This window comes from Acetobacterium sp. MES1 (assembly GCF_002237635.1).
Lineage (GTDB): Bacteria > Bacillota > Clostridia > Eubacteriales > Eubacteriaceae > Acetobacterium > Acetobacterium wieringae.
On sequence record NZ_MJUY01000012.1, the window covers coordinates 40,940 to 66,654 of the forward strand.

At 43.4% G+C, this 25,715-nt stretch carries 23 protein-coding genes; 8 read left to right on the forward strand and 15 right to left on the reverse strand.

Going from position 1 to position 25,715, the window contains the following annotated elements:
• Positions 1–85: 85 nt before the first annotated feature.
• The 7 genes from BI182_RS03850 to BI182_RS03880 all read right to left on the reverse strand — a co-directional run bounded on the left by BI182_RS03850 (position 86) and on the right by BI182_RS03880 (position 6,821).
• Positions 86–1,279: a cation diffusion facilitator family transporter gene (locus tag BI182_RS03850; protein WP_070372031.1), complete on the reverse strand. Its 1,194-nt coding sequence runs from the start codon at positions 1,277–1,279 to the stop codon at positions 86–88.
• 191 nt (positions 1,280–1,470) lie between these two features.
• Positions 1,471–2,964 (reverse strand): NAD(P)H-hydrate dehydratase, encoded by a 1,494-nt coding sequence (locus tag BI182_RS03855; protein WP_286805672.1) that lies wholly within the window; start codon positions 2,962–2,964, stop codon positions 1,471–1,473.
• 132 nt (positions 2,965–3,096) lie between these two features.
• Positions 3,097–3,780 carry a peptidoglycan-binding domain-containing protein gene (locus BI182_RS03860; protein ID WP_070372033.1) on the reverse strand — a complete coding sequence of 228 codons (684 nt, stop codon included), beginning with the start codon at positions 3,778–3,780 and terminating at the stop codon, positions 3,097–3,099.
• Positions 3,773–4,510 (reverse strand): YebC/PmpR family DNA-binding transcriptional regulator, encoded by a 738-nt coding sequence (locus tag BI182_RS03865; RefSeq protein ID WP_148638288.1) that lies wholly within the window; start codon positions 4,508–4,510, stop codon positions 3,773–3,775. Before BI182_RS03865 ends, BI182_RS03860 begins: the two co-directional genes overlap by 8 nt.
• A gap of 82 nt (positions 4,511–4,592) precedes the next feature.
• Complete coding sequence (locus BI182_RS03870; RefSeq protein ID WP_070372035.1) at positions 4,593–5,396, reverse strand: GTP pyrophosphokinase; 804 nt, start codon at positions 5,394–5,396, stop codon at positions 4,593–4,595.
• Positions 5,397–5,401: 5 nt separating this feature from the next.
• Positions 5,402–6,337 (reverse strand): tRNA modification radical SAM protein MnmL/YtqA, encoded by a 936-nt coding sequence (gene mnmL / locus BI182_RS03875; protein ID WP_070372036.1) that lies wholly within the window; start codon positions 6,335–6,337, stop codon positions 5,402–5,404.
• A gap of 73 nt (positions 6,338–6,410) precedes the next feature.
• The gene (locus BI182_RS03880) at positions 6,411–6,821 is read right to left on the reverse strand and encodes a hypothetical protein (protein ID WP_148638290.1); all 411 of its coding nucleotides are present in this window, start codon (positions 6,819–6,821) and stop codon (positions 6,411–6,413) included.
• Between the two features lie 140 nt (positions 6,822–6,961).
• Here BI182_RS03880 and BI182_RS03885 point away from each other — a divergent pair, with 140 nt between their 5' ends.
• The 3 genes from BI182_RS03885 (at position 6,962) to BI182_RS03895 (ending at position 9,960) form a co-directional block, all read left to right on the forward strand.
• Positions 6,962–7,744: a PP2C family protein-serine/threonine phosphatase gene (locus BI182_RS03885; RefSeq protein ID WP_148638292.1), complete on the forward strand. Its 783-nt coding sequence runs from the start codon at positions 6,962–6,964 to the stop codon at positions 7,742–7,744.
• Between the two features lie 93 nt (positions 7,745–7,837).
• Entirely contained in the window at positions 7,838–8,974 is a 1,137-nt protein-coding gene (locus BI182_RS03890) for an MGDG synthase family glycosyltransferase (protein WP_148638294.1), read from the forward strand.
• Between the two features lie 140 nt (positions 8,975–9,114).
• Positions 9,115–9,960: a DegV family protein gene (locus BI182_RS03895; RefSeq protein ID WP_070372039.1), complete on the forward strand. Its 846-nt coding sequence runs from the start codon at positions 9,115–9,117 to the stop codon at positions 9,958–9,960.
• Between the two features lie 80 nt (positions 9,961–10,040).
• Here BI182_RS03895 and BI182_RS03900 read toward each other — a convergent pair whose 3' ends face one another.
• Together BI182_RS03900 and leuS are read right to left on the reverse strand one after the other, a co-directional pair.
• Entirely contained in the window at positions 10,041–10,505 is a 465-nt protein-coding gene (locus tag BI182_RS03900) for a ribonuclease H family protein (protein WP_286805677.1), read from the reverse strand.
• 5 nt (positions 10,506–10,510) lie between these two features.
• Positions 10,511–12,922 (reverse strand): leucine--tRNA ligase, encoded by a 2,412-nt coding sequence (leuS, locus tag BI182_RS03905; RefSeq protein ID WP_070372041.1) that lies wholly within the window; start codon positions 12,920–12,922, stop codon positions 10,511–10,513.
• 305 nt (positions 12,923–13,227) lie between these two features.
• Between leuS and BI182_RS03910 the strand changes: the two genes are divergently transcribed.
• Positions 13,228–14,346, forward strand: a complete 1,119-nt coding sequence (locus tag BI182_RS03910) for an alanine/ornithine racemase family PLP-dependent enzyme (protein WP_250935712.1) — start codon at positions 13,228–13,230, stop codon at positions 14,344–14,346.
• A gap of 32 nt (positions 14,347–14,378) precedes the next feature.
• Positions 14,379–15,497, forward strand: coding sequence for an Ldh family oxidoreductase (locus BI182_RS03915; protein ID WP_250935710.1), 1,119 nt, complete (start codon positions 14,379–14,381; stop codon positions 15,495–15,497).
• Positions 15,498–15,570: 73 nt separating this feature from the next.
• Here the strand turns inward: BI182_RS03915 and rbr are convergent, their stop codons facing one another.
• The 3 genes from rbr to BI182_RS03930 all read right to left on the reverse strand — a co-directional run bounded on the left by rbr (position 15,571) and on the right by BI182_RS03930 (position 18,685).
• Positions 15,571–16,167 carry a rubrerythrin gene (rbr, locus tag BI182_RS03920; RefSeq protein ID WP_070372044.1) on the reverse strand — a complete coding sequence of 199 codons (597 nt, stop codon included), beginning with the start codon at positions 16,165–16,167 and terminating at the stop codon, positions 15,571–15,573.
• A 73-nt stretch (positions 16,168–16,240) separates the two neighbouring features.
• The gene (locus tag BI182_RS03925) at positions 16,241–18,022 is read right to left on the reverse strand and encodes a phosphoenolpyruvate carboxykinase (ATP) (protein ID WP_286805680.1); all 1,782 of its coding nucleotides are present in this window, start codon (positions 18,020–18,022) and stop codon (positions 16,241–16,243) included.
• Positions 18,023–18,031: 9 nt separating this feature from the next.
• Positions 18,032–18,685, reverse strand: coding sequence for an HAD hydrolase-like protein (locus BI182_RS03930; RefSeq protein WP_286805682.1), 654 nt, complete (start codon positions 18,683–18,685; stop codon positions 18,032–18,034).
• 236 nt (positions 18,686–18,921) lie between these two features.
• Here BI182_RS03930 and BI182_RS03935 point away from each other — a divergent pair, with 236 nt between their 5' ends.
• Positions 18,922–19,479, forward strand: coding sequence for a LemA family protein (locus BI182_RS03935; protein ID WP_250935702.1), 558 nt, complete (start codon positions 18,922–18,924; stop codon positions 19,477–19,479).
• A gap of 95 nt (positions 19,480–19,574) precedes the next feature.
• Positions 19,575–21,500 (forward strand): DUF2207 domain-containing protein, encoded by a 1,926-nt coding sequence (locus BI182_RS03940; protein WP_286805684.1) that lies wholly within the window; start codon positions 19,575–19,577, stop codon positions 21,498–21,500.
• A gap of 88 nt (positions 21,501–21,588) precedes the next feature.
• Here the strand turns inward: BI182_RS03940 and BI182_RS03945 are convergent, their stop codons facing one another.
• The 3 genes from BI182_RS03945 to BI182_RS03955 form a co-directional block, all read right to left on the reverse strand.
• Positions 21,589–22,521 carry a sugar-binding transcriptional regulator gene (locus tag BI182_RS03945; protein WP_228879398.1) on the reverse strand — a complete coding sequence of 311 codons (933 nt, stop codon included), beginning with the start codon at positions 22,519–22,521 and terminating at the stop codon, positions 21,589–21,591.
• Between the two features lie 114 nt (positions 22,522–22,635).
• Entirely contained in the window at positions 22,636–23,496 is an 861-nt protein-coding gene (locus BI182_RS03950; RefSeq protein ID WP_070372049.1) for a sensor histidine kinase, read from the reverse strand.
• Complete coding sequence (locus tag BI182_RS03955) at positions 23,493–24,206, reverse strand: LytR/AlgR family response regulator transcription factor (RefSeq protein WP_070372050.1); 714 nt, start codon at positions 24,204–24,206, stop codon at positions 23,493–23,495. The genes BI182_RS03950 and BI182_RS03955 overlap by 4 nt, the downstream gene beginning before the upstream one ends.
• A gap of 276 nt (positions 24,207–24,482) precedes the next feature.
• Here BI182_RS03955 and BI182_RS03960 point away from each other — a divergent pair, with 276 nt between their 5' ends.
• Positions 24,483–25,481, forward strand: coding sequence for a dihydroxyacetone kinase subunit DhaK (locus tag BI182_RS03960; RefSeq protein ID WP_148638304.1), 999 nt, complete (start codon positions 24,483–24,485; stop codon positions 25,479–25,481).
• Positions 25,482–25,715 lie beyond the last annotated feature (234 nt).

Sequence of the window (25,715 nt, forward strand, 5' to 3'; positions counted from 1 at the left end):
CCAAAGCAACCATTGTTCAGTGCTTTTTATTTCTCAATTACCTATCTGAATAAATTAATCGGGACTTGCTTGCCCGGCTACCGATTTAAACACAAAACTCGTCCTGATTGGGGACATAGTGATTATAATCAACCGTAATCACGGCGTGATAGGTCGGGTTTATTTTGTATATTTCATTGGCAATCATCATGCTCAGCTCCTCATCACTCCACGGTGCATCGTAGGGAACCACCACATCAAAAATCAGGTTGGAATGGTTATACCCCCACACCACTCGAAAATCGTGGATGTGAATCTCGGGTGAAAGTCCGGCAATGGTCTGTTCCACCTGTTCTTTCAGCGCCGTCGTTTTTTCATCGTTAGTTATAACCGGATCAAGATGAATAATCAGATGAATGTTCAGATCTTTAAGAAAATCCCGTTCAATCTGATCGATGACACTGTGGCTGATCAAGCAGTCGAGTTCCGCCGGTACCTCACAGTGAACTGAGGCATAGGTTTGGGTTTCCCCATAGCTATGAATCATCAGATCATGAAGACCAATGATGTGTTCGTAACTACGGATTTTTTCATAAATCTGATCGACCAGTTCATTCGACGGCGCTGTGCCCAGAAGCGGGCTGATGGTTTCACGAACCAGATTGATGCCACTGATGATAATGAAAATGGCCACCACCACCCCCATATAACCATCGAGGTCAAAGCCGGTCAAATAGGTAATGATGGTTGCCACCAATACGGCCGAGGTTGCCAGAATATCGTTGCGGCTGTCAATGGCAGTCGCCATCAGCGTCAGCGAGTTGATGGTTTTCCCGATTTTTCGATAAAACAGGCATTGCCACAGCTTAATCAAAATCGCAATGATCAAAACCACCACCGTAATCATGCTAAACTGGGGCAATTCCGGATGGAGAATTTTATCAAACGAACTCTCAATCAGCTGTAACCCTAAAAAAAGAATAATAAAGGAAACCACCAATCCGGAAATATATTCCATCCGCTGATGACCAAAGGGATGGTCGGCATCGGCCGGTTTGCCGGACAGTTTAAAACCCAGCAGGGTCACCAGTGATGAGCCGGAGTCGGACAGATTGTTGACCGCATCGGCGGTGATCGAAATGCTGTTAAAAACCAGTCCGATAGTTATTTTAATGAAAAATAGCAACAGATTTGAAGCAATCCCCATGATACTGGCCAATTTTCCGTAGTTTTCCCGCACCCGGGAATTTCCGGTATTCTCATAATTTTTGATCAGCTTTCTTACTAATATATTCGTCACAACGCTATTCCTTCCCAGATAATTTACTCCTGTTATCCCAAATGTAATTATCCGATACCACTAAATTCCTGGCCACGTTTTTAAAAAACTGGTAAATTTAGCCATTAACTTCATCTGATTATTATAACCCAAAATCTTCAAATCACCAAACAAAGAGAAAAAATCCCGGTAATTCCGGGATTTTGAACAACTTACTTTAAAACATATTTTAAGGATTCAATAATGCTATGTGCGGTTAGGGTACTCTGGCCAAAATGCTCGGCATAATAGTCCCCAGCCTTGCCGTGATAAAAAACGCCAGCCCGGGCAGCTTCAAAAAGATTGACGTTTTGTCCGGCAATTCCGGCAATCATCCCGGCCAGAACATCGCCACTGCCACCCGTGGCCATTCCCGGATTTCCTGTGGAATTAAACCAGATTTCGCCATTGGTTCCAAAGATCATCGTCCGATATCCTTTTAATACCACCACGACCTGATATTCCATCGCAAATTTCTGACCGTACCCAATAGGATCTTTTAAGATGTCTTCCCGAGGCACGTCAATAAGCTTGGAAAACTCAGCAAAATGAGGGGTAATAACCACCGGAGTTTTTGATTCTTTTAAAGAATCCACCACCACGGCCAGATGATGAATCCCATCGGCATCAATCACCACCGGCAGACTGCCTTCCAGTAAATGCTCCAGAATAAAGCTATAATTCTTGGCCCGGCCAATCCCCGGTCCAATTAAAATTACCTTTTTGCGGTCATGCTTGATGTCGTCCGAGGTAATATTACAGTCATAGGTCTTAATCAAAGCTTCAGCCGGGGCCCGGGCCACCACCGGAATATAAATATCCTGGGGCACATAGCAAGTCACCAGACCGCCACCGCTTTTCAGGGCCCCTTCGATTGAGAGGATTCCAGCCCCGCTCATCCCCTTGGAACCGGCAATCACAACCACTGAGCCGTAATCGTATTTATGGGTATTCTTTTTTCGTTTCTGCGGAAATTTAAGATCACTTTCCTGAGTATAGTATTTTTCATTGGGAATGCTGTTTTCATCAATCCCGATATCAATCAGAATGGTATCACCCGTATAATCAGGTCCATCATTTAACAGACAACCGGTTTTATAATTCTGGATCACAATGGTCTTATCGGCAAAAATCCCATTTCCAATGGTCAAACCAATATCGCCCCTGAGGCCAGACGGAATATCAATGGCAATTTTCTCCCGATCAAAATCATTAACCAGATCAAAGATGCGATTGTAACTGGCCGGAATTTCTTTATCCACCAGGCCAGTACCAAAGATGGCATCAACCACATGGGTAGCCCGTTTCATAATCAGACTCAGATCTTCCAAATCAGCGTCATCCTGCAGGGTGCGGATGGGAATATTTTTATCTTCCAGCCGCTTAAGACTGATCTGACTGTCTTCCGACAATTTTTCCCGATCTGCAGTCAAGAATAAATGGACGGTAAAACCATCCTCAATCAATGACCGGCCGATGACCAGTCCATCACCACCGTTGTTGCCTGGTCCGCACAAAATGATAATCTGAGCCTTTTCATCAAGATCTACCTTGATAACTTCGGCGCAAGCATGCCCCGCCCGTTCCATCAATTCAATGCTGGGTGTCCCGGCAGCTACGGCATGGCGATCCATAACCGCCATTTCTTTTGGTGTGACAACTTTCATTTCTTTCCTCTTTTCCCATCCATGAAAAATAATCCTATGTGTATTGTCATTATATCAAATAGACGGTTTTTGTAAACCATCAAACGAATAAAGCCGCCAATTCTGACGGCTTTATGATAATCCTATTTAATTTTATCTTAATGCATCCAGTGCTTTGATGGTTTTAGCATCAATTTTTCCGGTTTCGGTGAGCCCATTGGCTTTTTGGAAAGCCTTCACCGCCGTCTCAGTGGCGTCATCAAAGGTTCCCGTGGCCGACTCGGCGGCCAGATATTTCTGGGCCACTAAAATCTGCTGATAGGTTTGCAGCACTTTTCCGCTGTCGCCTTTTTCAAATTTAACGTCTTCGGCAACCAAAGAGATAATGGTGGAGCGATCCAGCTTCCCGGTTTGCTCCAGACCCTTCATCGCCTGATAGGTTTTAATCGCCGTCTGCACCTCTTCTGTCAGCTCACTGGAGGGTTGACTGATCAGAAAACCCAGTGAATATAAGATCTGTTGATATTCAAGAATCTCTTCATTTTTATCACCCAACGTGTATTCGGTTATAACGATGGTAGTACCATCGTCGGTTTTAATTTCTGTTGTCTTATCTTCGCTCTCCGCTTCACCATTATTGATGGTCAGCATTTCGGGTTCCATCCCCACGGCAATGGAATAAACATCAGAAATCCCCTTTTCGGTCATGGTCAACTGATCCGCAGCCGAATAGACGTCCTCAATCACAAAGGATGAAGTCAAAAAAATCAAAAATATGGTCATCACGATATAAAGAAAAACATCTTTAAATCGTTTGAACGGGGTATTTTTATTCATCTTCCTCACCTGTCCAGTTATGCCAAACTGCCTGAACATCTTCATTATCATCAAACATATCGATCATTTTTAACATTTTTTTAATTTCAGTGGCATCGGTCAGTTCGACTTCGGTGGATGGGATCATGGCAATTTCAGCCGAAGCCAATTCGTAGCCTTCCTGTTTCAGGGCATCACAAACCTGGCCAAAATCCACCGGCTCGGTGCTGATTTCATAACCTTCTTCAGCAGTTTCAATATCTTCGGCACCGGCATCAAGAGCCAGCATCATCAGTGCCTCTTCATCCAGACCATCAGCTTTTTCGATCATGATCTGGCCTTTTTTAGTAAACAGAAAACCCACACAACCACTGGTACCGAGATTTCCGCCATTTTTATCAAAGGCATGACGAACATCGCCAGCAGTCCGGTTTTTGTTGTCCGTTAGGGTCTCAACAATCACCGCAACGCCACCCGGTCCGTAACCTTCATAGGTAATTTCTTCATAGACACTACCCTGCAATTCACCGGCACCTTTTTTGATCGCCCGGTCAATGTTGTCATTGGGCATATTGGCAGCCTTCGCTTTGGCGATGGCTTCTTTTAATTTTGCATTCATATCCGGATCGCTGCCACCCTCCCGGGATGCCACCGCAATATATTTTGCTAACTTGGTAAAGATTTGACCGCGTTTCGCGTCTGCTTTTCCTTTTTTGTGTTTAATAGTCGACCATTTTGAATGTCCAGACATCGACAACCTCCTCGTTTATATATGTTTTACAATGTGTTATTATAACATACTGTTCTTTTTTAACAAGCATGTTTTTTGATTCTTAAACCTCTGCCTCAATCTTATTGACTTCCGACTCCAGTTCTTTTCGCAGTAAGATCAACTGGATAATGTCCTCCTGAGCAAACAGGTCATCAAATATTTTTTCGTAGTGGGAGGCCTTATCACCATGATTGAGTTTGTATAAATGGCCAATATTATCGAGTATGCTGGTAACCAGACTGGATTTAATACCAAACAGCCGCTGGGCACTTTGGATCTCCTCACGGATCGATGACATTTCCCGATCCACTTCGTTGACGGCATTGGCCGCATTGATTAGCCGCATTTTAATGGCTTCCGGGATGTTTTCTTTATATTTATAGTTTAAGGAATGCTCGATGATCGACCAGAAGTTCATGGCCAGGGTACGAATCTGAATTTCCACGAGGATGGACTGCTTACCGGACACACAAAAAACCGGGTAACGGATAATCAGATGATAGCTTTTATAGCCGCTTGGCTTGGCTTCGTTCAGATAATCCTTAACCTTGACAACATCCATATCGCAGTTTGTCCGTTTGCGAATCAACTCAACGACCTCGTAAATGTCTTCTTCAAACTGGCACATAATACGAATACCGGCAATGTCCTGAATGGTTTCCTCCAGGGCTTCAATATCAACGCCATACTTATTAATTTTTTCCAGAATACTGGCCACGCTCTTAACCCGGCCATAAACCGATTCAATCGGGGAGTATTCACCAATTTTCTCATACTGCTCTTTTAAACTTGTGAATTTTAATACGATCTCATCCACTGCCTGATGATAAGGGATGAGAAATTCTTGCCAATATTTTGTTCCCAAGGACTTTACCTCTTTTTATTTTTCCCAGAGAATTTTCGTCCCTGGTAATTATTTTCCTGCTCCATGCGAGCGTCAAGCTCATCTTTAATTTTCCACCAGCTGGTATTCCAGTTGGTAATAACAGAGTCCTCTTTGGGCACCCGGCCAATTAGCCGCTGTACCACAATTTTGGGGTCAAGATACTCCAAAAATAAAATTCCCCGGGTGATATAGTCATCCTTCGGGAGAAGTGTCAGCTTTCTGTCTTGATACCACTGTTCCAATAGCGTGTCTTTTTCGATGTATAAACTATGACACTTAACAAAATCAGTTTTTTTGCGGGATAAAAGCTTCGCACCGCTGATCACATCAGCTTCGCTATCCCAGGGTAAATCCAGAATCATATGGGTGCAGGTTAACAGACCGGCTGCTTTAATCCGATCGATGGCCTGTTCGTAGTCAGCCAGGGTATGCCCCCGCTTAATGATTTTCAGGGTTTCTTCGTTAGCGCTCTGCAATCCCAACTCAATTGTTACCTCAACGCCCTGTTCGGCTTTAACTGTTTCCAGAAAATAAAGCTGCTCGTCGGTGATACAATCCGGCCGGGTTGAAACCGAAATCTCCACTACATCCGGGCGAAGCGCTGCCAGAATCCATTTCTTAAAGTCTGAAAATTCACAATAGGTGTTTGAAAAGCTCTGAAAATAGGCTATAAACTTTTTTGCGTGATAGCGTTTGCCAATATAGGCAATATTTTTTTCCAGCTGTTCGCTGACGGACAACTGATCCGACAAGGTTTCGTTGCCTCCACCCTTGGCACCGCAATAGACACAGCCACCGCTCCCCCGGGTACCGTCGCGGTTGGGGCAGGTCACCGGGATATTGATTGGAATCTTATATACTTTTTCGCCATAGCGTTCTTTGAGCCAAATCGAATAGATGTTATATCGATAGTCTGTCATGGGTTTTATTTATTTCCTCAATAAGATTAAACAGACGAACCGTTTTATTGCTAATCAGGTTCGTCTGAAATGTTTATATTAATTTAGTGACACATTCTGGCAATTCTTCTTTTTCACAGCTTAAGCTGAGAACGAATTTTATATCATGTTTTTCTGTAAGCTGTTGAATTTTTTGGACGATTTTACAAATGTCCTCTGATGACTGATAATTAATCAGCCGTAAGGTATTATCAATAAAAACAATTTTCACATCATAATTCTCTGCAATAACCCCGCTAATGAAGCCAAAAAGCTGATCTGTTCCAACGATGCCAAACTCCTCCAGGTTTGTGAATCTGATTTTAGTATCTACTTTTACTCGATATTTGTCTCTGTCATTAAGAAAAATGATATCCCCTTCGCAGGTCTCCAGCGCAGTGTTTGCCATGTCAATCATTTTTTTTGTTTTGCCGCTTCCTTTTGAACCGTATACAAATTCAATCATTTTAGACACCTCATTTCATATTGATAACTTCATTATAAGGGTAAGTATCAATAATTTCAATCATTTTTAAAGAAATCAGCATAACATTTCAAAATAATATGCTATAATAAAAAAAAATTGAACCTTACGGAGGTCACCGTTTGAATACCTCAGATCACTATGAATCGCTTGTGTCACTTTTTGATAAGCAATTACAATTTGCGCAAAACCTACAAAAGAAGATTATTCCGTCCCCTGGCTCTTTTGTATCCAATCACTATCATTTTTACAGTTATTTAAAACCCTTTCGCAAAGTCGGCGGGGATTTCTATGATTTTCATTTTATGGATAATGGCAAGATCAGTCTTTTAATCGCTGATGCCACCGGTCACGGTATCGATGCGGCAATGATTACCAGCATGATCAAACTGAGCTATTCCTATACCATGAAAGACAGTCACATCAACCAGTCTCCCAGCCTGGTGTTAAAGCAGATTGAGTCCGATATCAGCCAGCAAATGGACAACACCTTCTTTACCGCCATCGCTCTGGTCTTGGATCCCAGTGAAGATGTTTTATATTTTGCCAACGCTGGACACCCCGATGCAGTGCTTTTAAAAGCCAATCACAAGATCGAGCTGCTTAAACCCAACCTGCCGATGCTGGGATTGCAGCAATTTATGAAAACCATGCACTATTTTGATATGCGCATCAATTTTTCCCGAAACGATAAACTGCTGCTCTTTACCGACGGTCTCGTCGATGCCAAAAATCCCCAGCGTGAAGAGTTCTCGATGGACCGGATCATCTCAGTTATCAAACAGAACCCAGATCTGCCGATCAACCTCCTGGGCAGCCACATCATTGATGCCTGTGCCGAATTCAAACAGGGTCAGCCTCCATCCGATGATATCTGCATTTTAGGGATCGAGGTCGATGACTAGTTTTCTAATGGAAATCTAATCCTTTCTGACTAAACTAATGGTATACGTTATTTGGAGGTTTTCGCCAAAAATCTCATGAAAGGACGGATTACCATGTTAGAACCTAAACGAATATTAATCTTAACCTGCTCCCACGGGTCGGGCCATAAAATGGTAGCCCAAACCCTTAAAGAAAGCTTTGAAGCCCGGGGTCATCTTGTCTCGGTGGAGGATCTGTTCGATAAAACCAATCCCACGCTCAACCGGATGATTGAAAAATCCTATCTGCTTTCCTATTCGATTGGTAGCAGCTTTTACGAACGGGTTTATTACGATGTCGAAGAATATGCCCATAATAAACTGATGTACAACCTCTGGAATTTTACCAGCAAAGCCTTATTAAAAATGGTTGACGCATTTAAACCGGACTGTATTATCAATACTTATGGCTATACCATCTCAGCCATTCTAAAAAAAGATAATTACCCCCATATCAAGCTTTTTACCGTTGTCACTGATTTTTGTATTCCTAAACCCTGGATTCATCAGGAAACCGATCGTTATTATGTCGCCTGCGAAAACGTTGAAGAGACGCTGATCGGCGAGAGCATTCCTCGGGAAAGAATCTTAAAAACCGGGATTCCCATCCGGGACGCTTTCTATGCCAGGGAAAACCGTCAGGCCATTCTAAAAAAATATAATCTCGATCCCCATAAAAAAATCCTGATCATTTTTGCTGGAACCTATGGGGTACTGAAAAACATCAAGGAAATTTGTCAACGGACTGATCGGATGAATAATCTCCAGACCATTGTCATCTGCGGCAAAAATCAACATCTCCAACGGGAACTTGAAATGGAAAACCTGCAAAATACCCGAATCTTCGGTTTTGTTCCGGATATCCATGAATTTTATACTGTTGGTGATCTGATGGTCACCAAACCTGGCGGCATCACCCTGAGTGAGGTGGTAGCCAAAAAAATTCCGGTTATTCTTTATAATCCCACCCCTGGTCAGGAAGGCGAAAATGCCTGTTGGTTTAAACGACAGGGGGCCGCAGTTGTTGCCAATAATTTTAATGAACTGATCCTTGCCATTGATGCACTCAAGGAAAACGAAATTAAACGTTTTTCAATAAAAAACAGTCTGAGCAAAATTTATTATGGTCATGCAGCCAACCTGATCACCCAGGACGTTCTAACTCAGTTAACACTAGCAGATGGCGTTCCATATCTGACAGAATCCATTTAAACTAACGAAAGCTCTTTTTAAGCATATTCGTTTACCATTGGCTTGTTTACTGACAGGTGAATGTGAACTTTAGCTGCTCTGCTGATCAGCATCGTAAAGATAAATCTCTAAAGATAAATGATTGAAAAGAGGAATTAAATGTGAAACCACGAATAATCAGTGATAGCTCATGTGATTTACCTAAAGATTTTCTGGAAAAGGACGGGATTGATTTTTCGCTGGTTCCTTTAAAAATAATCGTTGGCAATCACGAATTTATCGATGATGAAACCCTCAATCCCAAAGAACTGATTGCCGCAATGAAAGCTGAAAAAACAGCGACCTCCTCGTCATGCCCCTCCCCCGAGGATTTTGCGGCAGAACTGCGAAAAAATAAGGAAAGTTATGTGATTACCATGACTTCTGGATTAAGCGGCACCTACAACAGTGCCCGGGTTGCTAAAAATATGGTTCTTGAAGAAGATGATTCCCTAAAAATCAGCCTCTTCGATACCCACGCCACCTCCCCGGTGATGATTTTAATGGTGATGAAACTCCGGGATCTGATCAAAACCGGCGATATGGATTTTGACACCATCAGTGAAAAATTATCCCTTTATCTGGAGACTCTGAATCTACGGTTTTTACTCCAGGATCTTTCTAATCTGGTTAAGAGCGGCCGGATGAATCGAGTGGCTGGCGCAGTCGCTTCAGCACTCTCAATCATGCCCATTTTCAGATCTGATGATAAAGGCGAAATTCAGCTGGTCACTAAGGCCCGGGGCATCAAAAAAGCCCTGTCCAGTCTTGCCAGCATGGTTGAAGAAAAAATCAAGACCCAACCCCAGTTTCCGGTGGTCATTACCCATTGCAATAATCTCAGTCAGGCTGAAATTCTCAAGGATCTGCTGGAAAAACGCTTTGATCTCAAAGAAATTTACATCTTTCCGATGCACGGCTTAACCACCTACTATTCCAACGATAAAGGCCTGCTCATGGCTTTTTAATAAACGCTTAAAATCACATAAATAAAAGGACTTAAGCCAGATTTGGTTTAAGTCCTTTATTTTTAACTAAATTATTAGCATTATTCCGTCAGTCGGTACTCATCCATGGCCTGATTTACCAGCAAATCAGCCCGGTTGTTGTAGGGATTGTCAGCATGGCCTTTAACTTTGTGAAAAATGACCTTGTGGCGGTTGACCAACTGATCCAGTTCGATCCAGATTTCCCGGTTTTTTAACGCCCCGGCTTTACCCCGGGTCCAGTTCTTAGCCTTCCAGCTGCCAATCCAGTTCTGCAGATAGGCATTGACAACATAGGCTGAATCGCTGTAAATATGCACCTCACAGGACTCCTTTAATAGTTTCAGGCCTTCAATCACCGCCAACAACTCCATCTGATTGTTGGTGGTGTTTTCATAGGCCCGCTTATACTCTTTGGTCACATTCTTTTCGGGATAAATCAGCACCCCGCCAATGGCGCCCAGATTCTCACCTTCCTTGCCATTACCCCGGCAACCCCCATCGGTATAGAGATGAATCACTTTCATCGTTGCTATTTTACCACGATGTTGAAAATTTTTCCGGGTACGTAAATCTCTTTGACAACCGTTTTCCCCTGGGTATACGCCTGGATATTTTCCTGAGCCAGAGCAATCGCTTTGGCTTCGTCTTTATCGGCAGCCACTGGAATGGTAATCGTTCCCCGCACCTTGCCATTGATCTGAACTGCCATTTCAATGACATCATCGACCGTTTTAGCTTCATCATATTGCGGCCAGACGGCATCATCAAGAGTTCCACCGAAGTCCATAATCTGCCAGATTTCCGAAGTGATATGGGGCGCGACCGGATAGAGCAATTGCAGAAAAGTCTTAAAGGCGTCGCGGGTAATTGAACCTTCCCGGTTGAATTCATTAAGCAGGGTCATCAACGCCGCAATCGCGGTATTGTATTTCATTTCTTCATAATCATCGCTGACTTTTTTAATGGTTTTATGAATGGCTGTTTCCAACACCTGACCATAGCCCGCTTCATCAGTCACAATCTCCTGAAGTTTCCAGACCCGATCAAGAAAGCGGCGACAGCCTTTTGCACCATTATCGGACCAGGGCGCCGCTTTTTCATAATCCCCGATAAACATAATGTAGGTTCTCAGGGTATCGGCCCCAAACTCCTCAATGATAACATTGGGGTTGACCACGTTGCCCTTGGATTTGGACATTTTTTCACCATCGTTGCCAAGAATCAACCCTTGAGCGGTTCGTTTGGTATAGGGCTCCCGCACCGGTACACAGCCAATGTCAAACAAAAACTGATGCCAGAAGCGTGAGTAAAGCAAATGTCTGGTAACGTGTTCCATCCCGCCGTTATACCAGTCCACCGGCATCCAGTATTTCAGTTTTTCCGGGGAGGCAAAGGCTTCATCGTTCTTGTTATCAAAATAACGCAGGAAATACCAACTGGAACCGGCCCACTGGGGCATGGTATCGGTTTCCCGTTCGGCCGGGCCACCACACTCGGGACAAGTGGTTTGATACCATTCGGGGATATTGGCCAGTGGCGACTTACCGGTATCAGTGGGGGTATAACTTTCCACCATCGGCAATTCCAACGGCAGCTGATCTTCAGGCACCGGTACCATTCCGCATTTGGGACAGTGGACAATCGGTATCGGTTCACCCCAATAACGTTGTCGGTTAAAAGCCCAGTCCTTCATTTTATAATTGATGGTGCGTTTACCCAATTTTTCCTTTTCCAGGAAGTCGATGGTTTTCTGGATCGCCTCTTTGACTTCCAAGCCGTTTAAAAAGCCGGAGTTAACCATTTCGCCCGAATCGGTATTGGTATATGCCGCTTCGGTAACATCGCCACCTTTGATAACTTCAATAATTGGCAGCTTAAATTTTCTGGCAAAATCCCAGTCTCTTGTATCATGGCCAGGCACAGCCATGATCGCACCGGTACCGTAGCCCATCATGACATAGTCGGCAATAAAAATCGGGATCTCAGTATTTGTCACCGGATTGATCGCCTGGATGCCCAGGATCCGCACCCCAGTTTTATCCTTGGCCAACTGCACCCGTTCAAATTCAGTTTTGCGTTTAGCCTGTTCCTGATAATCAACCAGCTCATCCATATTGGTAATCGCTTCGGACAGCTCGTTAATCAGTGGATGTTCGGGCGCAATAACCATAAAGGTGGCACCAAACAGGGTGTCTGGCCGGGTGGTAAAGACCCGCAGTGCTTTGTCATAACCGGCGATGGTAAAGTCAACTTCAGCACCCACCGATTTACCAATCCAATTTTCCTGTTCGAGGCGAATCCGTGGCAGATAATCGACGTCATCCAAACCTTTTAGCAATTCTTCGGCATAGTTTCTGATTTTTAAAAACCAGACGTCTTTCTCCAATTGCACCACTTCACTGCCACAGCGATCGCATTTACCGTCACGGAAATCTTCATTGGCCAGTACCACCTTGCAACCATTGCAGAAATTGACATAGGTTCGATCCCGAAAAGCCAGGCCATGTTTAAACAATTGTAAAAAAATCCATTGCGTCCATTTATAATAGCTGGGATCAGTGGTATCAATTTCTTTATCCCAGTCAAAGGCATAGCCAATCCGTTTTAACTGATTGGTAAAGACTGCAATATTCTCATCAGTCACTTCCCGGGGATGACGGCCGGTTTGAATGGCATAGTTTTCAGTCGGTAAGCCAAAGGCATCCCAGCCAATCGGAAAGAGGACGTTAAAGCCTTCCATCCGACGTTTTCGGGCAATCACTTCCAGCGATGTGTAGGCACGTACGTGACCGACGTGAAGCCCGACGCCAGAGGGATAGGGAAATTCAACCAGTCCGTAAAACTTTTCCTTATCTGAGTTTTCTTCCATCCGGAAGGTTTCATTTTCTTCCCAATGCTTCTGCCAGCGCTCTTCTATTCTTTTATGCTCGTATGTTGACATATTTCCTCCATTTACTCGCCTGCCTGTATCTCCCTGCTTAAATCAGAACAACAGTAAGCTTTTGCTTTTATTATTTTTGACGACCTGTTCAATAGCCTATTAAACATCTTTAAAAGATAAAAAATCCTTTATTTTATCTGCCGCTGCGAAAAAAAAATCCGCTCCCCCGAAAAGGGACGAACTTTTTCCGGTCTCCTAATGATCTTCAACCCTCATTATAAATAAGGGCGGAACAGCTGTCAATCATTTGTGCTTTTTTTTCGCTTATGATATACTAAACTCCAGAAAACTGCAAAGGAGCATTTATGTATCCCTTACTTAAAATCAATAAGCAAAAAATAGTTGAAAATACGCAAGCCATTATCCAGCGCACCAATAAATTAGGGGTCGCTGTCACTGCTGTCACTAAATGTACCGGCGGCAACCTGGAAATTGCCCAGGCTTTTCTGGATGGAGGCGCCACCACAATCGGTGATTCCCGGATAAAAAACCTTAAAAATTTGGCCCCATTACCCTGTGAAAAATGGCTGATCCGGGTGCCGATGCCCAGTGAGGTTAATCATGCCGTTGCCTATGCGACACTATCTTTAAACAGCGAAATAACAACCATCCGGCTGTTAAATCAGGCAGCCCAGGCTCAGGGCAAAATCCATGGCATCCTCTACATGCTTGACCTGGGGGATCTGCGTGAAGGTCTATTTATTGGTGACGGAAATCCCGCTAAACCAGAAATTGAAGCCTTGATCGCAGCCGCTTTTGCGAAACTGGATCAGGATATTAAAGAAATTGCTGCTATGAAAAATATCAAACTCCGTGGTATTGCCACCAATGCCACCTGCGTTGGTGCCACCATCCCCACTCCCCAAACCTTTGGGGCTTTTTTTAAGGTTAAAGCCCGGATTGAAGAAAATTATCAGCTTCCCTGCGAGATTGTTTCCGGTGGGAATTCCAGCGCCTATTATCTGGTCGACAATGAAACGCTTCCTGGGGAAATCAACAACCTGCGACTGGGCGATGTGATCCTGTTTGGACGGGAGTCGGCCTATTATCACTGCTATGATTATCTCCATCAGGATGCCTTTATTCTGGATGTTGAGATCCTTGAGTTGCAGGATAAACCCACCTATCCCGTTGGTGAAATCGGGCGCAATGCCTTCGGCGAAATCCCCACCTTTGAGGATAAAGGAATCCGTCGTCGAGCCATCTGCGGTCTGGGTCGCCAGGACACCGATACCGACCATATCTTTCCCCTTTTGCCGGGACTGACCATCGAAGGTTCCAGTTCCGATCATCTGGTGATTGACGTCAGCGATGCCAAAAACACCTATCAGGTCGGCGACATCATCAGCCTGCGCTGCGATTACGTCGGGGCGCTTCACGCTGCCACCTCATCTTACGTTGACAAAATTGTTATCACCCAATAAATATATAGCGAATTAGACAAGGAGAATTATTAATGAAAGACGAAACCACCTACCGCATCCCCTTTGACATTCTGGAAGCATTCATGACCGACGCCTTAAAAGGGATCGGTGTGCCCGAAGAAGACGCCAAGATCTGTGCCGACATCCTGATCACTTCCGATAAACGGGGGATTGATTCCCACGGCATCGGCCGTTTAAAACCGATCTACTACGACCGGATCAAACAGGGCATCCAGAATCCGGTGACCGAATTTGAAGTCGTCAAAGACACCTTTACCACTGCGGTCATTGACGGTCACGATGGCATGGGCCATGTGATTGCCAAAAAAGCCATGCAGATGGCGATTGATAAAGCCAAGGTCTATGGCATGGGAATGACTGTGGTCCGGAATTCCACCCATTATGGTTTTGCCGGTTATTACCCACTGATGGCCATCGAAAACAATATGATCGGGATGACCGGCACCAATGCCCGCCCATCGATTGCACCGACCTTTGGGGTCGAAAACATGTTGGGCACCAACCCGATCACCGTCGGGGTTCCCAGTGATGAGCCCTTCCCTTTTGTGCTGGACTGCGCCACCTCAGTTTCCCAACGAGGTAAAATTGAAGTTTATGACCGCGAAAACAAGGATCTCCCCGATGGCTGGGTTATTGACCGTCAGGGGCGAAGCCGCACCGATACCAAACAGATCCTGATTGATTTAGTCAAAGGTGAGGCTGCCCTGACGCCGCTGGGCGGCATCGGTGAAGACACCGGTGGCTATAAGGGTTATGGTTATGCCACCTTCGTGGAAATCCTTTCGGCAGCTCTGCAAAGTGGCTCCTTCTTAAAAGGCTTGCTCGGCTTCGACGCCAACGGTAAGGCGCAACCCTATCATCTGGGCCATTTCTTTATTGCTATTAACATCGAGAACTTTACCGAACCGGAATCCTTCAAAAAAATCACCGGCGACATTTTAAGAGACCTGCGGGCCTCAGAAAAAATGCCCGGTCAGGAACGGATTTATACCGCCGGTGAAAAGGAGTATGAAGCCTGGCTCGATCGCAAAGACAAAGGTACCCCGGTAAATGAAGCTCTGATTAAAGACATTCTCGATATTAAAGCCGAATTGGGACTTGAACAATACCACTTCCCATTTGAAAAATAACGAAAGCTCTCTTAATAGAAAGCAAAAAGAAACGGATTAAACCCCGTTTCTTTTTACTTTTACACTTATATTTTTAATAGGTTTCGACAAACAATTCAAAATAGGCCTGGGCATGTTTGCAGGCTGGACATTCATCAGGTGCTTCAGCACCTTCATAAATATAACCACAGTTGCCGCATTTCCATTTGACATCACTGAACCGTTTGAAAGTACGGCCTAACTCAATGTTCGCCGCCAGTTTCAAATAACGGGTTTCATGGGCCTTTTCAGCGACACAAACCTGGAGCCAAGTTTCGGCTATTTCGTCAAAGCCTTCCTGTTTGGCGATTTCCGCAAATTTCGGATAAAGTTCATTCCATTCTTCATTTTCACCGGAAGCTGCATGCAATAAATTGTTTTTGGTATCCCCCAGAGCTACCGGAAAAGTAGCACTCACCGGAATTTCAACTGCATTGCCCAATGTGTATTCATTGGCCGCAATGTGTTTGTAGAACAACTCACCATGTTCCTTTTCATTGTTGGCTGTTTCTGTGAAGATCTCACTGATCTGAACATAACCTTCTTTTTTGGCGATGGATGCAAAATACGTATAACGCATTCTTGCCTGAGATTCACCTGCAAAAGATGTCATTAAATTAACTAACGTCTGTGTTCCTTGTAATTTACCCATTTTTTCCTCCCTTATAATGATTATAAACTTACTCTAATTATATACCAGATTTTGCCGAAATGAAACATCTAAATTATTCTGATTTATTTATTTTATCAATAAACTGAATCAATGCCTGAGCAGCCTGGAAAGGACCATTCTGTTCATAGCCAGGAATGCCCAACTGGGTCCGGATCATCCCGATTTGCACCCCCGTTTCCTGCATTTTTCTAAATGTTTTCTTGGCAATTTTTTCATGCTCGTCTTTTAACTGCACCGCCCCAAAAGGATTGGCAAAGTAGGTCGTCGTAATCCCCACCTCGCCGGTGGTACCCTTGGCCATCCGCTTGCCCTCAGAAAAGACAGCGTAGGCCTGATCCAAATCATTAAACAGTTCGATGGCGGGGGCCGACTCTGAGATTTCTTCATAGTTATTTATGTAAAAAACAAAGTCCACCCGGGTCGATCTGGAAATTTCCTCATAAGCCATCTGCGGTACAATGACCCGGGCATTGACAATGTTGGGATTCATGAAGATACTGCGGTCCATGGTACTGTAGGCGTAGCCCGGCTGGAGGTCATCGAGTCGGACAAAGGCGCCTATTTCGGTGCCGACGGCCATCAGCTCGCCTTCTTTATTAAAATGAAGGGAACCCATATCATCGATCAAAATATCAAAGTCACAGGCCAGCTCTTTGGGAAGCTTATTGATGGCTTCCAGGGTTTCCGATTTACCGGCCCCGCTATCGCCAATCAGCATGATGTTGGCTGACTTCCGGCCACCAACCCGAATCTTGGCAAATGCGCCATGAACCGGCATGGCCTTCTTTTCAATCTGAATAACATTATGCAGGGTCAGCATCATTTTTTTCATATAACCAAAGTAGTCAATCTCTGCAGTATCTGGCAAGAGTCCATAATAGACGTCATCTTCTTTTGCAACAAAGCCCAATTTTTCATCATCCTCAAAAAGCGCTCCGTCCAATCCAAAAAATACCACCGCATCTGGTTTTTGTTTGGTAAATTCTTCTGGAGTAGCCATTTCAAAAAGATTAAATAAGCCTGCTCCCAGGGCTAAAAATTCTTTTTGAACATAAACAATCGACAATAAACGGCCGACCTTTACGGGAATGGCGAACCATTCATCGCAATCCAGGTAGAATTTTTGTAAAATCCGTTTATCCTTCACCGGAAAAATCCCATCACGCTTGCTGGACTGCGTATAAAAAATCACTGGTGGTTCAAAAATTGCCTCCCAGACGTAGGGTACCTTGTACAGTGAATCATTTTTGCTCTTAACCCCCCGATCAAACTCAAATTTGTCGGTTAGAAAAGCTACCTGAGCACCACTGGGCAACTGCCGGTAAATGCTGACGCTTTTCCCGGTGACGTTGAAGTGGATATTGCGATAAAGATCCAACACCATTTTTTTGAAGGCATCATTGTTGGAGGCTAGGGAATAAGCCTTGGATCGTTTGGTATTTTCGTCCGGACTGTATTCATCGGTTTTAATCATAAAACGTTGAATACTGCGCCAATAGTTGTAAAACCCTTCCAGAAATCCCAGAAACAGCTGGGAATATTCTTCATAGGTAAACTGGATATCAAAATATCCGGATTGGATAATCTCATCCAGCGAATTAATATTCAGTAGATAAACAAAATCAATGAAGGCCGTTTCATTAAACTCGCCCTTGCCATTTTTAAAAGGCTCCAGTGTTTGCAACAGATAGGACTTTTTTACAGTCAATTCATCAATGAAGGTTCTGACCAATTTTTTGAACAGGGTGGACTTAATAATCTGGCCAAAATTGGTGAATTTGAGATCACCCTTTATCAAAGCTGTCCGTTCCAAATTAATATTTTTTGATTCCATGTTTTCCTCCTAGATATTTACTATCTCCAATAGTTCGATAATACTGCTAACCAGGTGGGTGGCTCCAGCCTGTCGTAGTTCATCTTCACTGCCGCAACCATAAGTAACCCCCACTGAATCAATTCCTACTTCTTTGGCACCAATGATGTCAAAGTGACGATCCCCAACCATCACTACATCGGCTAAATCCTTGACTCCATTGTCGTCTAAAAGATTCGTAATGATTTCTTTCTTGTTACTACGGGTTCCATCATTGTATGTTCCATAAACTCGATTAATTGAAATATCAAGCTTCAAACGCTCAACGATTTTCCGTGCATTGGTTTCGTTTTTTGTTGTCGCTACGGCCAGGAAACAGCCTTTTTCGCAGAGTGTGGCAATGGTCTCTTTAACGCCCTGGTAAAGCTTGGCCTGGTACATCTGGCCATTACCTACATATTCTTCCAAGTAAAATTCGTAGCCTTTTCTAGCCTCATCCAATGAAAAGCCATAAATATCCTGAAACGTCTTAAGCATCGGTGGACCAATCAATGCATCAACATTTGTGACTTTCGGATTAGGAACTTTCATTTTTTTCAGAGCATATTCAAACGAACAACGGATTGTTTCTTTCGAATCGATCAGGGTTCCATCCAGATCGAATAGTATATGTGAATAACTCATCGTTTCTCCTTGTCAACTTTTTATAATTCATCCAGAATTTTTGTTCGTATTAATTATAATATAGAAGCTACCTTCCAACAAGGCAAAATATTACTCTAAACTGGATAAAATCGTCAAAGAAGGATACTATTTAACGACTTTCTCCCCAATCAAAAGTATCCCTTAATTATATTGTGGCCCGTATGGTGACGTGATATAATAATACCAGTAAAATTGTTTAAGGAGGATTATAAAAAATGATTGCTATTCCAATTATTCTCGGTCTTATTGTGATCATCGGTCTATGGCTTATTTTATCACGAAATAGCTTTGTCAGTATTAAAAATCAGGTGGAAGAAGCCTTTTCCACCATGGATGTTTATCTTAAAAAGAGATATGATCTGATTCCCAACCTGGTCGAAACGGTTAAAGGTTATGCCACCCATGAATCAGAAACCTTCACAAAGGTCACGGCAGCCCGAACAGCCGCCATGAATTCAACCAGCATTGATGAAAAAATTGCCAATGAAAACGCGTTATCCGGCTCCTTAAAAAGCCTTTTCGCAGTTGCTGAAGCCTATCCCCAACTGCAGGCAAACAGCAATTTTCTGGATTTACAGCAGCAGTTAAAAATGCTGGAAGATGAAATTGCCAACTCACGAAAATACTATAATGCCGTTGTCCGCACCATGAACACCAAGGTTGAATCCTTCCCCAGTAATTTGGTTGCCAGTATCTTTGGATTCAAAAAACAACCCTTCTTTGAAGTCGGGTCTGCTTCCGAACGGGAAAACGTTCAGGTTAAATTTAACTGATTTAGCTCTGAATCATCGGGATATCTATTTTATACAACAAAAATAGACGGCGCTGTTACGGTGCCGTCTATACAAATATTTGGGAGGTAAACCATGTGAAAAAGCAACGCAAACCGATCATTCTTACACTTCTTGGATTTCTTCTTTTAGGAATTCTTTTTCCCGGAAGCACCTTTGCCCAGGAATATTTTGATATCAACCAGTATGATGTCACCATGAACGTTTTAGAAAACCATGCCTATCAGGTTCAGGAAAACATCACGGTCACCTTTACAGAGCCCCGCCACGGCATCTATCGCTATATTCCTTATAGCGGGACGTTTTATCGGGAGATCAACGGACAGCCGGTAGAAACATCCTACAATGCCCGGTTAACTGATGTCACTGTGGACAATTTCAATTATGAGACCTCCACAGAAAATGGCAATGTCGTGATTCAAATTGGGGATGGCGACAAATATGTCAGCGGCACCCAAACGTATCCGATTTCCTACGTCTGGAATCCCGGCGATGACAAAATTGACAGTATGGATGATGTGTACTTTAACATTATTCCCCAGAATTGGGATACCAGCATTGAAAACGCCCATTTCAAAATTATTATGCCAAAGCCCTTTGATCCAACTCAGGTAGAATTTATCTCCGGCGGCTACGGCAGCACCATCACCGATGCCGTTGATTTTACCGTCAGCGGAAACACCATTGAGGGCACTCTAAACCGGCCCCTTTCCAATTATCAAGGAGTCACCCTTAAAATCAATCTGCCAAACGGATATTTTGTCGGTGCCTTTACAGGCGATGAGTTTCTCCCCTTTATGTATCTTATTTTTGGTCTGTCCCTGCTTGGCGGTGCCTTGATCTGGCTCTTCACCGGACGGGATAAAAAACCGGTGGAAACCGTAGAATTCTATCCGCCACAGAATTTCACCCCCTCCCAAATCGGTTTTATTGTCGATGGTGCCCTGGATAAACCAGAGGTTATGTCTCTACTGATGTATTGGGCCGATAAGGGTTATATGACCATTGAACAGGTTGACAAAAAAAAGTTCATCTTCCATAAGGTTAAAAATCTTCCCGAAAACGCTGAAGATTTTGAGCATACCTTGTTCAATAATCTTTTTGATCAAAAAGACAGTTTTTCGACCGTCAGTGTTCCAGCCAGTTTTTACGACACCATCGTGGCCACCAAAGAACAGATTAAAAGTTATTTTGATCTCCCTGATCATCAAATCTTTACTCCAGCATCAAAAATCGGTCTGGCGGTCATCAGTATTTTTATGACGCTGCCGCTTTTAGCTTATGTCATTAATGGCGCCTATAAACTTGGCATGCTGACCTCATTTTTTGAAGGTCTGATTTTTATCGGGATTGTCGCCTGTTTTGCCGCTGCTCCCACGATTGTCGGCGCTAATATTATCACCTCTGCCCTACGCAATCGCAAGGGTGTAGCCCGAAAAAAAACAGTGGGACGCCTGATCCTGGGAATTATAATCCTGTTTGTAGCGATGCTCCTGTTACTCGTTGTTAATTTTCTCTTGGAATACAATTCACTTCTGCCAGCACTGTTGGCACTTGGAGCTACCTTCGGCACCGCCTTTTTTCAAATTATTGCTACCCAGCGAACAGAAACGGGTCGGTTATGGTTGGGTCAGGTACTTGGCTTTAAAAACTTTATTGAGAAAGCTGAAAAAGACCGGATTCTGGCCCTGGTCAATGAAAACCCCCAGTATTTTTTCAATATTTTGCCCTACGCCTATGTATTGGGGGTAACCGACAAATGGGCCAAAAATTTTGAGTCAATTGCCATTGAGCAGCCCAACTGGTATTATGGCACCACTTACGGCAACAATTTTACTTCAGTGTTATTCGTATCGAGTTTAATGCGAAGCATGAACACAATCACATCGGATATTATTGTTCCGCCCAACTCCGGATCCGGAGGATTTGGCAGTGGCGGCTTCTCCGGCGGCGGTGGTTTCTCCGGCGGCGGTGGCGGCGGTGGCGGCGGTGGCAGCTGGTAAGGCGCTTTCTTTCACCGAGTATAATCAACAAAATATCATTCTTTAAAAAAACGCCAGAGCATATCACATTGCTCCGGCGTTTTTTGTATTAGACGTTTTTTTGTTCATCCATTTGTTTGATTACGTCACTTGCCAACGCTTCAGTGATCACCAAATGCTTAATATACCCAGTTTTTAAACCACTGATTACTGAAAAAACGTTGGCTTCCTGGGGTACAAATCCAATCACATCGCGTACTCGGGCCAACAGATCAAGCGGAATTTGGATCGAATAGTCCTCATCACTCCGTATCTGTTTCCCCTGGGGATTAAAAAAATATGAAAGCAGGCAGCCCACCGCTTTTTCATCGATCAGTTTTTTTCCAAACCGCATCGCCGACCCATGATCCGGTACGGAAGGATAGCTGCCCAGGGTTATAAACGCCGTCGTAAGTCGTCTCCAATAATCCTCAACTTGTTTAAAATCTTCCGACTCCATCACTTCCAGTTGTTCCTCTGCCGTGGCAGAGATAGCCGGGCAATTAAGATACTCCCCGTGATAGCCGGTTTTATCGGCAAGCTCTTTGACCAGTTCATCGGGATGGTATCCCTGTTGCGGTGCTGTTATTGCACCGATTAATGGGCAGATTATTCCAACGCTGATCCCCCCCCGTTTTTGCTGGGGTAAAGCAGAAATTACTTTGTTGGTATTATAACCCCAACCCAGCCCCAACAGCTTCGCTTTGGGTAAGAATTCCAGTAAAACTTCAGCACCGGTCTGATAAAGATCCTCCGGGAGTGAGACCACGTGACAACTTTTGAGATTAAAACGGTCACACAACTCGTTACCGAGTCCTCTGATTGTGCGATAGTAGGATAAGACATCAATTTTTACAATACCTGCTTTTCTGGCCTTATTCAGAAGATAGCTAACCGCAGGTCGGGATATCGCCAATTCGTTGGCAATCTCCGACTGGGTTTTATTCTGCTCATAGTACAATTGAGCGACATGGATTAACCGGGACAATTCTTTTTCTTTCAACAAACCACCTCAACCTAATGCTTTAAGTGCCTGTATAATATATCGCATCCACTGGCTTTTGTCAATTTTACAAAGACCATTTTTCACTGCTTGTATGGTTGTGATCAGAGTACACTAATCCAACGGAATCAGAATCGTACATTTAAAGCGGTCATCAAGAATTTGATAAACCATATTTCCTTGGTAACTTTTTAAGACTTGTTTAACATTAGAAATCCCGTATCCATAATGATCTGCGTCATTCCGCTTGCTGCTTACAATATTGTTTCCTGACTTTTGAATCGTTTTTTCATCAACCGTGTTTTCGATATCAATCAGTAAGCTCTCCCGCTTATAATACATATTAAACTTAATGATTTTTTCCTGATTCCGTCGGCAATCCCGCATACACCCCTCAATGGCATTATCGAGGAGATTTCCCAAAATGATGGATAAATCAATGCTGTTAATCTTTAGTTTTTCTGGAATGGCAATGTAGTGGACAAAATTAATCTGATGATCGGCGGCAACCTTAATCTTATAATTCAGCAGTGCATCCACCACATGATTTCCTGATCGGTTCAGATCTGCAGAATTTTGGAGCAGTTCGTGAAATTGCCGCAGATAATTTTCAATTTCATCACTGGCATGGTTTTTGATCAAATACTCCAGCGTAATCAGATGATTATTCATATCATGCCACAATCCCCGTACTTCGTGGTTCTTTTCGAGCATTTCTTTGTAGTGCTTCTGTTGCAGTTCCAATTGGGCATTAGCATTTTTATATTGATTGATCTTTTCCGATTCATGCTCGAGAACATTTAAGATCACAAAAATAACGACGTTGATGTAGACCAGGGCCCCTAGAGAAACAATCCCCAGCAGATGCCGGTTATCAGCATGAACATCAATAAAGTAGAGGTTCAAACCGATAATGAAACTGATAAACGGAATACTAAAGAGCATCATATTCCGAATGATTAATGAAGCTTTCATTCGATTAATCCTGCCATGTACCGGGTAAAAGCATCGTATACTTTCTGATTTCGTTTGGGACTAATCGGAATCATCGTACCATTTTTCAAAATTGCAGTTTTTGTTTTGATGCTCTTGACATTTTTCAAATGAATAATATAAGATCGGTGGCACAAGACAAACCGCAACGAATCCAATTCTTTTTCCAGTGCTGAAATCGTATAATAGTATTCATATTCGGACTCGAAGGTTGCTACTTTTATTTTTCGACCGAGACTCTCAAAATATAAAATCTCATCACATTTTATAAATACGCGTTCATTATTTATTTCGATTTCATGATAATTATTCTTTGACAACCTGATATCATGCTCAAGTTTCTCCAAAACATGAAACACCTTTTCTTCCGGCAGTGGCTTTAATAAAAAATCACTGGCATTAACCGAATAGCCTTGGATGGCATATTCAATTAATGAGGTTGTAATAATAATCCGCACTGTTGCATTGGTTTTTCTGATTTCATTAGCAACATCTATTCCATCCTCGTTATCCAACCGCATATCAAGAAAAATAATGTCAAATTTTATGCCCGTGCGATTGGCTTCAACAAGTTCATAGCCATGCTTAAATGTGGTCAAACAATACTCTGCTTCAAATGGATACCGTCCAATTAAATCTACCAGAATTTTTTTATGTTGTTCCTCATCTTCGCAAATCGCAATTTTCAACATTCTTTCACCTTTTTCTATCCATAATCTTATCTTAATTAATTAATATATTATATCTTATAACCGTCCGGGTTACAATCTTTTACGTTCATTTAAACCATAGTTTTGATTTTGGTGACATTAGATTTAGTTTTCATGACATCGATATTGTTTTAATCAACAATATTTGCTAATATTTTATCAATCTAATACCGTGCTGATTTTATCCCAGTTCTGGATACTTACCCAGGATCAGTTTTGGGGCACCACCATTCAAACTCTAATAAAGGAACCTCTGTCATGAATCTGAAAAAGTTTATTAATAAACCAGAAAATATCACTTCCGAATTACTAGAAGGCCTTGCTCTTGCCAATCCCTTTCTACTTGAGGTAAAACCAAATAACCTTGTTATCAACAAGGGACTAAAAACCGCTAACCGGGTTACCATCGTCGCCTTGGGAGGATCGGGTAATGAGCCAGCACTGGAGGGATTTGTTGGTGAAGGAATGATTGACATTGCTGTTGTTGGCGATATTTTTGCAGCACCAGGGCATAAGGCAGTCCTCGAGGCGCTTCAACTTGCAGACAAGGGCAAGGGGACTCTTTTAGTTGTGTTAAATCATGCCGCCGACATGCTGGTTGGCACCCGTACCATGGAAGAGGCAAACAGAATCGGTATGAAGGTATCAATGGTTGTAACCCGAGAAGACGTGGCCTATGCACCACGTTGTGATGCCGACAGACGCCGGGGGCTGGTGGGCTGTGTCCCACTTTATAAAATTGTTGGTGCTGCTGCTGCTCTGGGAAAATCACTCCATGAGATTACCGCTATTGCTCAGGATTTTGCCGATAACATGGCAACCATTGCGGTAGCCAATAAAACTGCGACCCATCCCCAAAATGGTTCAGCTTTTGCCATCCTCGGTACCGATGAAATGGAAATTGGGATGGGCCAGCATGGCGAAGGCGGCGGTGGTCGACACAAAATGAAAACTGCCGATGAAACAGCCATCCTGATGACAGATTTACTGATTGACGATTTAAGCCTATGTGCTGGTGAAGAGATCATGGTTATTGTCAATGGAACCGGAGCCACCACCGTTATGGAAATGTTGATTATTTTCAGATGTGTGCACAAATATCTGAGCTCCAAGGGCATCCGGATTGTGGCCAATTGGGTTGAAGAAGTTCTGACGGTTCAGGAACAAGCAGGCTTTCAGTTATTTTTTGCTCGCATGAATGAACAGTACCTCGAATATTGGAACGCCCCGGCACGCACGCCCTATTTGGTGCGATAGCCGATATGTATTCTACTAGAAGTACCCACAGCGAACTTTGCGATTGTTAATCGTTCACAGAAAATAATTTCATTTTTGTCTCCCACTTTTTTATCAATCGGTGCCTTAATCAGCACCACCCGTCTAACGGGTGGTTTGCTCTGAGGCTATAAGCCTCTGTTACCGGCCGGCGCCTCAAGACGCTGGCCTTCACTTCGTTCAGGCTCTATGGCCTTTGCCACTTTTGCTTGCCCC

What these genes read in the sequence shown, in the direction of transcription:
- BI182_RS03960 (WP_148638304.1), top strand. Translation starts at nt 24,483, where the DNA reads ATGAATCTGAAAAAGTTTATTAATAAACCAGAAAATATCACTTCCGAA.
- BI182_RS03880 (WP_148638290.1), bottom strand. Translation starts at nt 6,821, where the DNA reads ATGATTGAATTTGTATACGGTTCAAAAGGAAGCGGCAAAACAAAAAAA.
- BI182_RS03855 (WP_286805672.1), bottom strand. Translation starts at nt 2,964, where the DNA reads ATGAAAGTTGTCACACCAAAAGAAATGGCGGTTATGGATCGCCATGCC.
- BI182_RS03915 (WP_250935710.1), top strand. Translation starts at nt 14,379, where the DNA reads ATGAAAGACGAAACCACCTACCGCATCCCCTTTGACATTCTGGAAGCA.
- BI182_RS03935 (WP_250935702.1), top strand. Translation starts at nt 18,922, where the DNA reads ATGATTGCTATTCCAATTATTCTCGGTCTTATTGTGATCATCGGTCTA.
- BI182_RS03925 (WP_286805680.1), bottom strand. Translation starts at nt 18,022, where the DNA reads ATGGAATCAAAAAATATTAATTTGGAACGGACAGCTTTGATAAAGGGT.
- rbr (WP_070372044.1), bottom strand. Translation starts at nt 16,167, where the DNA reads ATGGGTAAATTACAAGGAACACAGACGTTAGTTAATTTAATGACATCT.
- BI182_RS03950 (WP_070372049.1), bottom strand. Translation starts at nt 23,496, where the DNA reads ATGAAAGCTTCATTAATCATTCGGAATATGATGCTCTTTAGTATTCCG.
- BI182_RS03860 (WP_070372033.1), bottom strand. Translation starts at nt 3,780, where the DNA reads ATGAATAAAAATACCCCGTTCAAACGATTTAAAGATGTTTTTCTTTAT.
- BI182_RS03930 (WP_286805682.1), bottom strand. Translation starts at nt 18,685, where the DNA reads ATGAGTTATTCACATATACTATTCGATCTGGATGGAACCCTGATCGAT.
- BI182_RS03865 (WP_148638288.1), bottom strand. Translation starts at nt 4,510, where the DNA reads ATGTCTGGACATTCAAAATGGTCGACTATTAAACACAAAAAAGGAAAA.
- BI182_RS03955 (WP_070372050.1), bottom strand. Translation starts at nt 24,206, where the DNA reads ATGTTGAAAATTGCGATTTGCGAAGATGAGGAACAACATAAAAAAATT.
- BI182_RS03910 (WP_250935712.1), top strand. Translation starts at nt 13,228, where the DNA reads ATGTATCCCTTACTTAAAATCAATAAGCAAAAAATAGTTGAAAATACG.
- BI182_RS03890 (WP_148638294.1), top strand. Translation starts at nt 7,838, where the DNA reads ATGTTAGAACCTAAACGAATATTAATCTTAACCTGCTCCCACGGGTCG.
- mnmL (WP_070372036.1), bottom strand. Translation starts at nt 6,337, where the DNA reads ATGACAGACTATCGATATAACATCTATTCGATTTGGCTCAAAGAACGC.
- BI182_RS03900 (WP_286805677.1), bottom strand. Translation starts at nt 10,505, where the DNA reads ATGAAAGTGATTCATCTCTATACCGATGGGGGTTGCCGGGGTAATGGC.
- leuS (WP_070372041.1), bottom strand. Translation starts at nt 12,922, where the DNA reads ATGTCAACATACGAGCATAAAAGAATAGAAGAGCGCTGGCAGAAGCAT.